This window comes from Candidatus Darwinibacter acetoxidans, assembly GCF_041936445.1.
GTDB lineage: Bacteria > Bacillota > Limnochordia > Darwinibacteriales > Darwinibacteriaceae > DTU010.
This window is the reverse complement of record NZ_JBHGXH010000139.1, coordinates 1-12834: the sequence shown is the minus strand read 5'-3', so window position 1 is coordinate 12834 and position 12834 is coordinate 1. Positions and strand designations below refer to the sequence as shown.

12 protein-coding genes and 1 pseudogene are annotated in these 12834 nt (G+C 56.0%); 1 reads left to right on the top strand and 12 read right to left on the bottom strand.

Annotated features, from left to right (window positions below; genetic code table 11):
* Position 1: 1 nt before the first annotated feature.
* The 3 genes from ACE4YL_RS05050 to ACE4YL_RS05040 are packed head-to-tail and all read right to left on the bottom strand — an operon-like array spanning position 2 to position 2716.
* Positions 2–337, bottom strand: coding sequence for a phosphoribosyl-ATP pyrophosphohydrolase (locus ACE4YL_RS05050; protein ID WP_461365160.1), 336 nt, complete (start codon positions 335–337; stop codon positions 2–4).
* Positions 330–1562 (bottom strand): helicase-related protein, encoded by a 1233-nt coding sequence (locus ACE4YL_RS05045; protein WP_461359655.1) that lies wholly within the window; start codon positions 1560–1562, stop codon positions 330–332. Before ACE4YL_RS05045 ends, ACE4YL_RS05050 begins: the two co-directional genes overlap by 8 nt.
* A complete protein-coding gene (locus ACE4YL_RS05040; protein ID WP_461359656.1) occupies positions 1511–2716 on the bottom strand; it encodes a DEAD/DEAH box helicase family protein in 1206 nt (401 codons plus the stop codon). The genes ACE4YL_RS05045 and ACE4YL_RS05040 overlap by 52 nt, the downstream gene beginning before the upstream one ends.
* 172 nt (positions 2717–2888) lie before the next feature.
* Between ACE4YL_RS05040 and ACE4YL_RS05035 the strand changes: the two genes are divergently transcribed.
* Positions 2889–3479, top strand: a complete 591-nt coding sequence (locus ACE4YL_RS05035) for a class I SAM-dependent methyltransferase (protein WP_461359944.1) — start codon at positions 2889–2891, stop codon at positions 3477–3479.
* Between the two features lie 134 nt (positions 3480–3613).
* Here ACE4YL_RS05035 and ACE4YL_RS05030 read toward each other — a convergent pair whose 3' ends face one another.
* The 9 genes and pseudogenes from ACE4YL_RS05030 to ACE4YL_RS04990 form a co-directional block, all read right to left on the bottom strand.
* The gene (locus tag ACE4YL_RS05030) at positions 3614–4252 is read right to left on the bottom strand and encodes a hypothetical protein (RefSeq protein WP_461359658.1); all 639 of its coding nucleotides are present in this window, start codon (positions 4250–4252) and stop codon (positions 3614–3616) included.
* Between the two features lie 357 nt (positions 4253–4609).
* Positions 4610–4771 (bottom strand): annotated as a pseudogene (locus ACE4YL_RS05025) (YjfB family protein); the annotation flags it as partial.
* Positions 4772–5752: 981 nt separating this feature from the next.
* Positions 5753–6058: a flagellar protein FlaG gene (locus ACE4YL_RS05020; protein ID WP_461359945.1), complete on the bottom strand. Its 306-nt coding sequence runs from the start codon at positions 6056–6058 to the stop codon at positions 5753–5755.
* 234 nt (positions 6059–6292) lie between these two features.
* Positions 6293–7114 carry a carbohydrate ABC transporter permease gene (locus tag ACE4YL_RS05015; RefSeq protein ID WP_461359946.1) on the bottom strand — a complete coding sequence of 274 codons (822 nt, stop codon included), beginning with the start codon at positions 7112–7114 and terminating at the stop codon, positions 6293–6295.
* A 13-nt stretch (positions 7115–7127) separates the two neighbouring features.
* Positions 7128–8006: a carbohydrate ABC transporter permease gene (locus tag ACE4YL_RS05010; RefSeq protein WP_461359947.1), complete on the bottom strand. Its 879-nt coding sequence runs from the start codon at positions 8004–8006 to the stop codon at positions 7128–7130.
* 14 nt (positions 8007–8020) lie between these two features.
* Positions 8021–9610: a glycoside hydrolase family 3 protein gene (locus ACE4YL_RS05005; protein WP_461359948.1), complete on the bottom strand. Its 1590-nt coding sequence runs from the start codon at positions 9608–9610 to the stop codon at positions 8021–8023.
* A gap of 53 nt (positions 9611–9663) precedes the next feature.
* A complete protein-coding gene (locus tag ACE4YL_RS05000) occupies positions 9664–10944 on the bottom strand; it encodes an ABC transporter substrate-binding protein (RefSeq protein WP_461365159.1) in 1281 nt (426 codons plus the stop codon).
* 52 nt (positions 10945–10996) lie between these two features.
* Positions 10997–11896, bottom strand: coding sequence for a MurR/RpiR family transcriptional regulator (locus tag ACE4YL_RS04995; RefSeq protein WP_461359950.1), 900 nt, complete (start codon positions 11894–11896; stop codon positions 10997–10999).
* 702 nt (positions 11897–12598) lie between these two features.
* Positions 12599–12834: flagellin (locus ACE4YL_RS04990; protein WP_461369325.1), on the bottom strand; the 236-nt coding region annotated here is incomplete at its 5' end.

Below are 12834 nucleotides of genomic sequence, written 5' to 3'. Positions count from 1 at the left end.
TCTAATCCTCCACCCATTCCAAGAGGATTCCCTGCTCAAAGCCGCCCCGCTCTTGACGCTTGGCCCGCTTCAGCACCAAGACTTCATCAAAGGATGAACCGAGGTGCAGAGCCAGCCCGTCCACTACTTCCAGAATATCTGCCAGCTCTTCCAGGCTTCTGCCGCTCTCCGTGAATTCCACAAACTCTTCCTGCAGCTTCTCCTCCAAACCGGAAAGCAGCTCCTCTCCACTCACCGCGGAAAAGCGGCACTGCTTCCCTTTACTTTGAATGATCTCGGGGATGCGGTCGCGTACGATCTTGTTGTAGGTAGGTATGGTAATCCCCCTCTCAGTCACTCTTTCTTTTGTAGAGGCGTGCCACCATCAGCCTCTCTCGGTAGCGCAGAATGTCCTGAACGTGTTCGATGAGTGCCGGCGACTGCCTTTCCACGATCCCAGGGGCCAGGCGCAGCCTTCTGTTGATCTGGTCATACTGGAAAAATGGTGAGCTTCTGTCCAGGAAGTGGATGGGGTTGTTTTCCGCAAGGCGCGTCCACCTTTCCAGGGGCCACTGCTGGAAACCTCGGCTGGATTTATCCCGCATGTCCACATGGAAGCGGGGATCCTCGTAGTAGCGCTGCAGCGCCCTCCCGATTTCAGTACTGGACACGGACGCGAGGAGCTGCCCCTCCTGGATAAAGGCGCCAATGGTGGAGATCTTGTACATCTTCGCCATGACAGTTGTCTCTAAGTCGATCAAGAACTCCTCCACATCGGTGCCTAGCCATCCCTCTTCCTCAGGTGTGAGCTCGCCCAGATCCGCCAAGAATCTCAAGTAGCCTTTATGGGGCCTAAGATGGCGGGGCCGCAGGTATTCCCGGGAGACAATGTCGCTCCCCACATGGACGTCCAGCCGCAGAGGCCTTCTGCCCAAATCGGCTTTCAAGCGGAAGTATTCGGTTCTCATGCGCTCAGGGAGCGGGTCATACCGGCGCATTTCCTCAAAGACATCCAAGAGGCGCATGTCGAAATTGACGGTGCATCCTTCGGCCAGGTGAAGGGAGAGATCGCGAATGCGGTAAAACTGCTCCCCTTCCTCCTGGGGGTTGCGCCCTGTGAGGACCAGAGGTATGAGGTGGGCCCGCCGGTAGTTGCCGATAAAGTCCAAGACGGTGAGAAACTCCTTGTTTTCTGCCTTGCGCAGCCCCCGCCTCGGCTGCTGCAGGAAGACGGTATAGGATTCGGTGGGCCTCAGGAACATGACCAGATCAACTTCGGGGATATCCACCCCTTCGTTGAACTGATCCACAGAGAAGATCACTTCGATCTCGCGCCTGCCAAGTGCTTCCACAGCCGCTTTCCTTTCCATGGTGAAGGGCCCTTCGCCGCTGTGAACCGCTGCCGCAGAAACGCCATGCTTGCGGAAAAACTCAGCCATGAAGTTGGCATGCCTGATACCGCTGCAAAAACCCAGGGCCCGCGCGAACCGGTATTTCAAGTAGTGCTTAAGGACCAGATCACCCCGGTTGGCTATGGAAAGCGCCTTCTCCAGCTCATCAGCCACGTAGCGCCCGTTGGCCATGGGTATTTTGCTGTAATCGGTGGTGTAATCGTAATCCCGTAGTAGTGGAAGGGTACAAGATAATCCTTGTTGATGGCTTCCTGCAGATTGATCTCGTAGACCACGTTGTCTTCACAAAACTGGAAGATGTCCTGGTTATCCATGCGGAAGGGCGTCGCGGTGAGGCCCAGCAGAAAGCGGGGTTTGAAGTAGTTGACGATGCGCTGATAGCTTGCCGCGGCCACACGGTGGTATTCATCTATGACGATGTAGTCGAAGTGGTCCGGGGGGAAATAGGCTGGGTGGAGATATTCTTCCTGGGATAGGGTCTGCACCGAGGCGAAAACCAAATCCGCATCTGTGGTTTTCTGCTGGGCGGTGAAATACCCCTTGCGCTTCTCCGGCACAACGCTGGCGAAAGTGTCCCAAGCTTGGCGCAGAATCTCCTCCCTGTGGGCTACGAACAGGACACGGCGGAACTTAGCGCTGTCAAAGGCCGCGAGGTACGTCTTCCCCACCCCGGTGGCCATCACCACCATCCCCCGCCGGAAACCCTCGGCCCGGGAGCGTTCCAGGTAATGGAGGGCCTCAATCTGAGCGCCGCGGGGATAGGGCCTATCCACCTCCTCCTTGGCTGCAGCGCCCCGACCCAGCCAGCGGGGACGCCGCCACGAGAGGCTGTACTCCTTCAGCCATTCGTCGTCCATGGGCCGGGCCTGGGCGAAGAGACGGTCGAAATTGGCTATGAACTCTTGATAGTCCTCCGGCTCTTGCTGGGCCAGAAGGCGGTAATTCCATTCGATGCCGTCCACCAAGGCGCTCCTGGAAAGATGCGAGGAACCAACATACACTTCGCCCTGGGCGCCGCCCATGAAGATATACGTTTTGGGGTGAAAGGCCACATTGCCGGACTCATAGATGCGGATATCCGCCTGATCAGGCAGGCCGTCTCTCAAGAGGTACAGCGCGGAAGGTTCAGTGATGTTCAGATAGCGGCTGGTGAGAATCTGCAGGGGAACGCCGCGCGCGGCCGCCTGCTGCAGGTCCGGCAGCAGTAAACGTACACCGGATTCTAGGATAAAGGACACGACGATCTTAATCTGCTCAGCCCGGGCAAAGGACTCCTTCAGACTGCTCAACAGGGACACTTGGTGGTTCGTGATTACGTTGCCCACGCCTGACCACTCCATCGCGAGTAACCTACCTTTTGATTTCTCCATGTTCTGGCAAAACCCTTGCTGAATAGATAAGCCTCGATTTCCCCAGATCAACCTGCGAGGAACCGAGCTGTGGTATAATGTCAACAGCGAAACAGAGGGCCAGCGGGAAAAGCAAGGGGGCACAAGCATGGAAAGCTCCACCATCCAGTATTACAACAAAAACGCACAGACGTACTTCGAAAGCACGGTCTCCCTGGACATGGGCAAGCTCTACGAGCCGTTTTTGCAGCATCTGAAGCCTGGAGCCAAGATCCTGGATGCTGGTTGTGGTTCAGGTAGGGACAGCCTCTTTTTCAAGAACCATGGGTTCCAGGTAACCGCCTTCGATGCCTCAGAAGAGATGGTCAAGTTAGCTTCTCAGCTCCTCGGTCAAAGAGTCCTGCACATGAGTTTTGAGGATCTCGATCTGCCGGAAACGTACGACGGCATCTGGGCTTGCGCATCCCTGCTGCACGTAAAAAGAGCCGAGCTCAGAAACGTAATAGCTCGGCTCACACAGCACCTTAACACCGGCGGCATGCTTTACATGTCCTTTAAGTATGGCGGTGGGGAATACTGGAAGGACGGCAGATACTTCCACTGCCTAGATGAGATAGGTTTGCATAAGACTATTGAACGGATCCCGGAGCTGAAGGTAGCGCAGCTTTTTGTCAGCATTGATGTTCGTTCGGACAGAACAGAAGAGCGATGGCTTAATGCTTATCTAGTACGAGGCTAAATGTTGCAGCGCACCGATGATAACGGAGCAGAAACTCGCGGATCCGACACCTTTTTTCCAAGATGCTGCCTTCAGGCAACAAAAAAGCTGCACAGCCCTGCCAGTCCCAGCTGGCGCTGGACTGTCCATCAACGCTACTTAAGGTTCCAGCGGTGCTCAGCTCGACCGACCATCCCGTCCACCAGAACGAACAGCTCAATGTATTCTGCTTCGCTGAAATCGCCGAAAACAAAAAGATCGTAGACTGCATCGTAGAGCGTTATTCCGAACACCGTCTGCTCTGTCACCGCCCTGCAAGAGGCCCACACATCGAAGTCTCTAAACACTTTGCCCGAAGAATCCCTGACGATAAACTCCACATTGCTGCTTTGGACATGCCCAAGGTTTGTGTCTCTCAACAACGCCAAAATCGCGATTCCCACGGCTGGGTCTATGTAGTAGTCAGCGTAAAATTCCTGCTCTGCTTCCTCGAGATCCTGGAAATAGTAATCGGCAGCCGCCATCCTTTCTGCCCAAATAACCCTGGGAGTATAGAGGCGACTCGCTGTTTCCACGAACGTTCCATCCGAGATCACTGCCGACATGGCGTTTTGGCGCAAAGCGTCACTCAGCTTCTGCCAACCGTGCTGAGCTGCATACTCGAAGTAATAGTCCCTGACCTCCTCTATGGGTCTTAGGGTCAGTTCCGTATGCTGCTGCGCGTGAACTACGAAAGCACTCCCGACCATCCCCAGCATGAGGACGAACACCAGGACAGAAGTTCTTTTCAACACCATAGATACCCCCTTACCCCTTTTCCTTACCCCGATCACCAACGGTTGATCAGAGCTCAGCCACCACATTCGAAACACATGATATAAGCCAGGATTTTCCTTTCCATATACAGTGTTTTCGCTCTGGAATTGGCAAATCCTGCCTGTTGAGCCAAAAGTTGTAAAAGAGCAAGACAAACGGCAGAGCACGCGGTCCGCGGGTATGGGAGGCACCTATCGGCAAGCAAAAAGCCCGCCTTCTCGCGGGCTCTGTTTCTTCACGCCTCTGGGATTGAGAGATACTTCAATAAATGTGTTCTTTTTAGCGCCAGAGAGTCACCTTATTGTTTGCATAGGCAACAGCAGATCCCCATTATGCTATCCCCAGACATCCACGATGGAACCGAGGTGGGGCTGTGCCGACAGTTCCATGAGCTTTGTCGATTCGAGCAGCTTGGCTAGTGCGGCTCCCTGTTCTTCTAGGGCATCCTTAGCCATGACTGCCACACGGGTTCTTACTTCCAGGCTGAGCTGCTGAGCGCTGAGCGCGGTGCCAACGCAGCTATATCCATACTACTCACCATCCTTTGCGGCCATATCCACTTACTTATACTCTCGTCCAGATTCCCCTGCTCCATAACCAACTATTGCCGCATTTCCCCAAGACGTGACAGCATGCCCAAGGAACCGCTACCGATCGGCAACCATTTCTGGCTCTTTACGGCACCTGCAAAGAGGATGGCGCTCCCAACTTCGGGCTCTTTTGCTGGTTCAGCTGCATCTGGAAATCGGAGCTTGGTGTCATGGCCCCCATCGAGCCGACCGAGGACCGCATTCAGGCCACCGGCGTTTAGCTACTGAAGCCATACTTCCCCTCGCTGATAACTGCGGCAACACCGCGGAATACCAGGAGGGCGAAATGGATCTACCCAGCAAGACCAGCTGCCCATTTTGATGCCGGCGAAGTGTTCCTACGCCAAGTCCGCAACATACTCCCGGATGCACTGCCCACTGATGCAGGGAAAGACCGTGGAAGAACGCCTCCAGACTACCGCGCCAGTGGGCACCACCTGCATGACTTACTTCTCCAGAAAAGGCAAGACGGTGCTGCCCTGCCTGTCCAGGACGATGAAGTCCAACTCATTCCCCAGATTCTTCTTCCCTCCTTGATGGGATCCAGGATGCTGTCCCGCTTGGCCTATCAATCACCACGAACTCCGAGCAGACTGGCTCCCCTAGCGGGAAAAGGCGTTCTGGTGAAACCCTTCCTTCTTGACCTTCTCTCGCGGATGCCCAGGATCTGCACGAGGCGCGTTAGGCCCCTGTTAATGGAAATCCCCTTCCGCACTTGGCAGTCAAAGCTTAGTCCACCAGCCACCGCAGCTGGCCGCCCGCCATAAACAGCTCCATGAAATCAGCACACAGGAAGCGGGGATAATACACCACGCAGGCTTTCCCACTTCGTCCTTTAGATTCTGATCAGACAGCAAAGACCTCTAGCCATACGGCAGAGGTCCCTCTTCAAACCCTTTCATCCACATACAGACCCATAAGCCTTCTCAAGCGGATCTGGTGATCAACCTGCGTGGGCGTTGGCAGCTGCTTGACAGTCTCCCCGGTGGAATTGTCCACGATGTGCGCTACATTTCCCCCCAGCTCTTTGTTGTACCTGAAGCTCACCCGGTGGTGTTCCTTCGTTCCCTGGAAGTACACATCTTCAACCTGATCAACCTGCCTGGCAGCCACTTTGGGCACCCGGCCGGTGAGCAGATCCTCATAGCGCATCTTGCCAGCAGCAGAGGCATAAACTCCGGCAGCTATCCTCATCTCTCTCACTTCTCCAGAACGAATTGAGATCAAGAGAACCATCTATGTATAGTCTTCGCTGCAGCTGGTCCCATTCCTGCCCGCTCAGCGGCGAAACCAGCTGAACATGCTCCCCTGGGGCAAAGCGGCGCTGCCCCACCCTTGCTGTGGACTGCCCCACTGGCATCCCTGGTTACTGGCGCTTTCAGCTGATAACTGGAGTGAGAAGCAAACAGGCGCCTCTCCTCGGGCGGATCAGCCCTTGATACCTCCGAGGGTTAGGCCGCTGATGAAGTAGCGCTGGAAGAACAAAAAGAGCACGATCGTGGGGAGCGCGCTGATGCTGGCCCCGGCCATGAGCAGGCCGTAATCGGTGAGAAACTCCGACTGGAGGGTCTGCAGTCCCACCTGCAGTGTAAACCTGTGCCGGGAATTGAGGACGATCAGGGGCCACATGAACTGATTCCAGTTGGCCACAAAGGTAAAGATGGCCAAAACCCCCAAGGCCGGTTTGCACAGGGGCAGGATGATCCTGGTGAAGATGCCTAGTTCGCTGCAGCCATCGATGCGGGCCGCTTCCTCCAGCTCGCTCGGGAGCGTTTGGATGTACTGCCTCATTAAGAAAACGCCAAAGGTGGCTGCCATCCCCGGCAGAATCACAGCCTGGAGCTTATCTATTAAGCCAAAGCGATCCAGCATCATGAACACGGGCACCAGAGTTACCTGCTCGGGAATCATCATGGAGGCTATGAGCAGCCAAAAGAGAAAATTCCTCCCCGGAAACTGCCTCTTGGCAAAGGCGTAGCCGGCCGCAGTGTCAAACAAGACATGCCAGGCTGTGATGGCCACAGAAGTCACCGCGCTGTTTCTGATCCAGGTCAGGATGGGTGCCTGACGGAACAGGCGGCGAAAATTCACCATAGTTATCTCTCCCGGCACCAGTGACGGCGGCATGGCCAGCACCGCTTCCCTGGGGGACAGGGCCGTGGTCAACAGCCAGTACAGCGGAAAGAGGGTAAAGCAGGCCCAGAGAAAGAGCAGGATGTATGCTGCTGTCCGAACCACCCTTTCTGTCATTTCTCCTACCTCCTCAATACTCCACATCGGTGCTCAAGAACTTGAACTGCAGCAGAGAGATGGTGGCAATAATGACAAAGAGGAACAGGGCCTGGGCACTGGCAAAGCCGAAGTTGAAATCCCGGAAGGCGGTGTTGTAGATCAGCTGGACCAGGGTGGTGGTGGCATAGCCCGGCCCGCCTCCGGTCATGACATGAACCCGGCTGAACACCTGGAAGGTACCAATAGTGTTCATCACCAGAACGTATAACAAACTCGGCTTCAAAAGCGGCAGGGTGATGGACCACCATTTCCTAAAACCGCTGGCTCCATCAATATCAGCCGCTTCATACAGCGTCTTAGGCACCCGATCCAGGGCAGCACAGAACAGCACAATGGACGTACCGGGGGCAGTCAAAACTTCCGACAGGATGATGGACCAGAGGGCCAGGTCGGGATCGGCTAACCAAAAAATGGGTTCACGGCCCAAACTCATGAGGATCAAGTTGAACAGACCGTGCTGGGGATGGAACATCCAGCGGAAGACCATGGAGATGATCACCGTCGAGGTGACGATGGGCAGATAAAAGGCGGAGCGGAAAAAGGACTGCCAGCGCCGGCTCAGGGACTGAATCAGGGTGGCGGCGACCAGGGCGATGAGCACGTTTTGGGTTACCACCGCCAGCGTGTACAGGGCAGTGTTCTTCAGGGCAATGCTAAAGACGTAGTCTGCAAAGAGACGGCGGAAATTGTCCAGGCCAACCCAGACCGCTTCGCCCAGCACATTCTGCTGAAAGGCCAACAGTACCGAAGTCACCAGCGGGAGACCAATAAAGACCGCGAACATGAGCATGGTTGGGGCCACAAAGAGGTAGCTCCAAAGGAGCTTGGAATGGCGATAGGGAATCTTCATCTCCTCACCTCATCTCAGATGGAAACGGGCACTTCACCGTGAGCCGGGTGATGGCCGAGGAGAACGGCCGCCAGGGCCCGCATGAGCACAGGCGCGAACCCGTAGGTCGCGTAAATATCTAGGGTGGGAAAGATCTGGGCCAGTCTGGGCAGATCATAGGGATTGCGAATGGCCGCCACTTTGTGCTGGGGCGCCGAGAGCTTCAACTGCCTGACCAAGCGCTCCTGGGACTGGTAGAGATGCAGGTTGTACGTGCAGAGCACAATCTGCTTTTCCGGCGAGATAGCTTGTTGGATGGCTTCCAGATCGTCTGGGCCGGGGTTCACCGAGTAGTGAACAGTCTGCACCTCCAGCCCGTACTCCTGGAGAAACTGCCCAACGTTGGTGATATGCGGCATTTCTTCCTCAACTTTGCTCAGATCAGCCCCGTGCGGCGTAATAACGATCACCGGTTTTTGGGGATCCAAAGGCCTGGTATTTTCCGCCCGCTGCCAGTGGGTGATGGCATCCAAAGCGATTTGGTAGGCTGCCATGGCATGGGCCTTCAGGTCAAGGGAGCCCGGCCGTTTCCAGCCTGCACACTCAGCTTTGAAGCGGAGGATCTTCAGCACAGAGCGATCGAGGCGTTCCCGCGAGATCCTCCCCGCGGCTGCCGCCTCCAAGAGGCTGTCTAAAATGGCATTTTGCTTGTCATAGTAGTGACTCAAAACCAGGAGATCCACCCCAGCTTGCACAGCTAGCTCCGCGATTTCCCCGATGGAGTGCGTTGCACTCACGGCCCGCATGTTGAGATCATCGGTCATGATGATCCCCTGGTAGTTCAAGGTATTGATCAACAAGTCCGTGACCACTTCTGGAGACAGGGAGCTGGGCCAGATCTCCGCGTTGAAAGCGCTGTAGTGAACATGCCCCAGCATCACGGCGGCAGGTTCCAGCTTCAGTGCTTCCCTGAAGGGAAGCAAATCCTCCTCCCACAGCTGCCGCTTAGATTTAGCCACCGTGGATAGTTCCAAATGGGAATCCGCCAGGCCGCTGCCTATGCCCGGGAAGTGCTTGACCGCAGCTCCAACACCGTTTTCCTCCAGCCCCCTCAGGTGCTCCCTGCCGAAAGCGGCCACCACCTGAGGGTCGTCGGAATAACAGCGCACGCCCATGGACGCATTTTCCGGCTCCAAGCTCAAGTCCAAAACAGGTGCCAGGGCCAGGTTGATCCCCGCCCAGGCCATTTCCCGGGCTAGGATCTCCCCGCTGCGATACGCAGAGGCGGGATTCTTGGTGGCGGCCAGGGCCATATTCCCCGGGGCAATGGTACCTTGGAAAATGCGGGTCACCACTCCCCCTTCTTGATCGGTGGCAATGATTAGGGGCAGCGGCTGCCCGCTCAAGCGAGCCAGTTCCTGCAGATCGCCGGTGAGCTGCCGGATTTCTGCCAGATCCCCTAAGTTGCGGGCAAAGAGAACAACGGAGCCAACTTTACGTTCCAAAATGAGGCGGCGGATTTCTGGCGAGGGCTCCCGGCCAAAAAACCCCGCCATTAGGAGCTGACCCACCTTTTCCTCAAGGGTCATGTTTTCCAGTATCGTCTTCAGCTGCGCATCGGCCATCAATCGTTCCTCCCATGAGGGTGGGGCATTCGGAGAATGCCCCACCCATTGCCTTATTCTGCCAGCAGTGGTGCCACTTCCCTCGCCACTTGATCCATGGCGCTCTGGGGGTCAAGCCTGCCCAAGAGCATCAGTTCCAGCTGCGGGGTAATGCGGGCGTTGATCTTGCTCCAATTGGGATGGGCTGGAAAGGCAACCGCCCACTCCAGATGGCGTGCGATGCGGGAGTAATACTCATCCCCTGCATAGAGGTCACTTGCACTGCGCCGGCTGGGAAAGACCCCATATTCAGCCAACCTGTACTGCTGCTCGGCGCTGGTGACGTAGCGGACGAACTCCATCACCATATCCCGCTTGGCGGGATCTTCCTGCTTAAACACGGCATAGCCGGTAACCGCACCCTGGGTGGCGGTCCTGCCGGTGTCGCCCTGCGGGTATTCTACCGCCGCAAATCGGAAATTGCCGCTGCTCTCCAGCTCCCGGGCTAAGCGGCTGTCGGCTGGTATGGCCGCCAGGGTTTGACGGGTCATGAACTCTTCCCACACGTCATTGCGGGCGGCTGCACCGGAGTGGGGCGGAGCAACTTTGTGGACGTGAATCAGATCATATAGCTTCTGGAAGCCGCGGATCGCCTCGGGGGCGTTGAACGTAAACTCAGTGCCGTCCTCGCTTAAGGGCCGGCCGCCTTCGGCAAAGACGAAACCTAACACCTCGCGGTTGGCACCGGGGATACCCAGGCCGTAAACATCGATGCGCCCATCCCCGTCGCGGTCAAAGGTTAACGCCTTCATGCTGGCCAGGAACTCATCCCAGGTCCACACTCCATCGGCAGGCGGAGTGACCCCCCGCTCCTCAAAGAGATCGAGGTTGATGAACATGCTGGTGGTGGTCATGAACCAGGGCCAAGCGTAAACTTCACCTTCGTAGGTGAAGTGTTCCAGGGCCGTTTCATAAAGGTCCTGCCAGTCCTCCTCCGTCAGGTAAGGAGTAATGGGCTCCACTGCGCCCTGACGGATGTAGTTGAGCAGGTTTTCCATGGGACGGCTGGCCACATCGGGGTAGTTGCCTGAAGCCACGGCCACATCGAGCTTTTGGTCACCTCCGGACCAAGCCAGCTCCACCAGTTCAATGTTCACGCCGGGATACATTTCTTCAAATTCCCGGATCTTTTCCCGGAGGAAATAGAACATGTCGCCATCGGGGTCCCCCGGCGGCGCCCAGCGCGGGAAATCCCAAACCTCAATCGTTCCGGTCCAGTGGGCGAACGCCTGCGAAGACAACCCAACTAACACGAGAAGTGAGAAAAGCAAGACCAGACGGTTTGACCTCAACATGAGCCTACCTCCCGTTGTTTTGTTATCCTGCGCGATCAGAAAGACCAACCATCTAAGGCTCCCTCTGTAATCCCCCCTTCCTCAGCATCTGCTCTCCCCGGAGTGCCTGCTCAGTTTGCTCTAGAGCTTTCAGCGTCTCGGCATAACGCCGGATGGCTGTCCCCACAAACAGCGTGTCGATCACACTGAGCTGAGCAATGCGGGAGGCCATGGCGCCGCTGCGGAAGACGGGAATAGGAGCGCTGGTGAGCAGTGTGATCTGAGCATATTCAGTGATTTGAGAACCGCTGTAATTGGTGATCGCTATGCACTTGGCGCCTGCTTCCCTGGCAGTCCTAAACGCATAGACAACATCCGGAGTTTCTCCTGAATAGGAGACTGCAATGGCAACATCACATTCCCGCATTAAGGAGGCGGCCACAGCCTGACTCCTGGAATCCCGGTACGCCCTGGCCAAAAGGCCGATGCGGGTAAACTTCTCTTCCGCGTCCAAGCAGACCAAGCCCGAGGCGCCAACGCCGAACAGGTTAATCAACCGGGCCTGGCTGATCAGCTCCACAGCTTGAGCCGTTTGGACGGGGTTGAGCAGCTGCTTGGTCTCTTGCAGGGCTTTGAGCGTTGAATCAAAAACCTTGCTCTGGACCACGTCCATAGGATCATCCACATGGATCTCTCCGTAGATACTCTCCTCTTTGGGATGCAGCTCGGTGGCGAGCCGGATCTTCAAATCGTGGAAGCCATCATAACCCAAACGCTGGGCAAATTTGACCACAGTTGCTTCACTCACCTGGCACTGCTGCCCAACTTCGGTAATGGTCAAGTGAATGACATGATCGGCGTTTTCCATGATATACTGTGCGATTCTCTTCTCAGAAGGACGGAGAGCGGAATACATGCTTCTGATGCGCAAAAGGCACGGACTGTTGCCAAATTGAACAGCTTCTTTTCCCACAAGACTTCACCTCAGTTAACGTTTTCAACGCCTTGGTAAATTTTCCTTCCACAAATTTCCCCGCTTTAGGAATTTTTCCTTCATAGACACTGAATCCCTCCCTTAGCCGCAGTAAAGTGCCTGTCCATAGGGAAAAACGGTTTTCCTCAAGGCATAACAAAAAGAGGGCCTCTGTTGGAAACAGCACCCTCTTTCCACCTCCGGAAAGGATCCAGGTCATCCCAAAACACAAAGACGTCAACTTTCCTAAACGCTTACCTCAGCCAACCCAGAGATTCGAGAAGCGAAGCCGCAGATGGACCTGGGCAGCGGTCCGCCGCGGCCAGCAAGCCCCGCGTTCCATAAGCAAACCGGGGTCACCTTCAAATACGGACGCCGGGCCCTGCAATCGCCCAGGTTAAGACGGGCCTTCATACCACGCCCCAGACAAAAACGAGATTAAGAAAAGCAGGCAGCCGTTTGAACTGGGTTGATACCTCCAATGGGGGTTCGCATTCTGCTTCCACCCGCAGAAAACGCCATGGTTCGAGGTTCCGAGACCGACCTGTAGAGAGTATCCTGCAGCTTCTCTACCCTGCTTTTCCCTGCCGCTGAGCGCGGTTGCCATTTCTTCGCCACCCCTTGTGCGCCCCAAACCTCACGGACCTTTCTGCAAAAAGGGAAGAGCTCCAGCTTGGAGCCCTTCCCTTTTGCGCTGCCGAACTAGCCAAGCAGCTGCAGTACGCTCTGTGGAGCCATGTTGGCCTGGGCCAGCATTGCCGTGGCAGCCTGCTGGAGGATCATGTTCTTGGTAAACTGCATGATCTCCTCAGCCATATCCAAATCACGGATCCGTGATTCGGCCGCTTGGAGATTTTCCGCCGATGTTCCCAGCCGGCTCACGGTGTGCTCAAGGCGGTTTTGGTAAGCGCCCAGCTTGGAGCGTTCTCCGGAGACCT

Coding starts and splice junctions, on each gene's coding strand:
- ACE4YL_RS05045 (WP_461359655.1), bottom strand. CDS start 1,562: ATGGCCAACGGGCGCTACGTGGCTGATGAGCTGGAGAAGGCGCTTTCC.
- ACE4YL_RS05000 (WP_461365159.1), bottom strand. CDS start 10,944: ATGTTGAGGTCAAACCGTCTGGTCTTGCTTTTCTCACTTCTCGTGTTA.
- ACE4YL_RS05005 (WP_461359948.1), bottom strand. CDS start 9,610: ATGGCCGATGCGCAGCTGAAGACGATACTGGAAAACATGACCCTTGAG.
- ACE4YL_RS05035 (WP_461359944.1), top strand. CDS start 2,889: ATGGAAAGCTCCACCATCCAGTATTACAACAAAAACGCACAGACGTAC.
- ACE4YL_RS05020 (WP_461359945.1), bottom strand. CDS start 6,058: ATGAGGATAGCTGCCGGAGTTTATGCCTCTGCTGCTGGCAAGATGCGC.
- ACE4YL_RS05010 (WP_461359947.1), bottom strand. CDS start 8,006: ATGAAGATTCCCTATCGCCATTCCAAGCTCCTTTGGAGCTACCTCTTT.
- ACE4YL_RS05015 (WP_461359946.1), bottom strand. CDS start 7,114: ATGACAGAAAGGGTGGTTCGGACAGCAGCATACATCCTGCTCTTTCTC.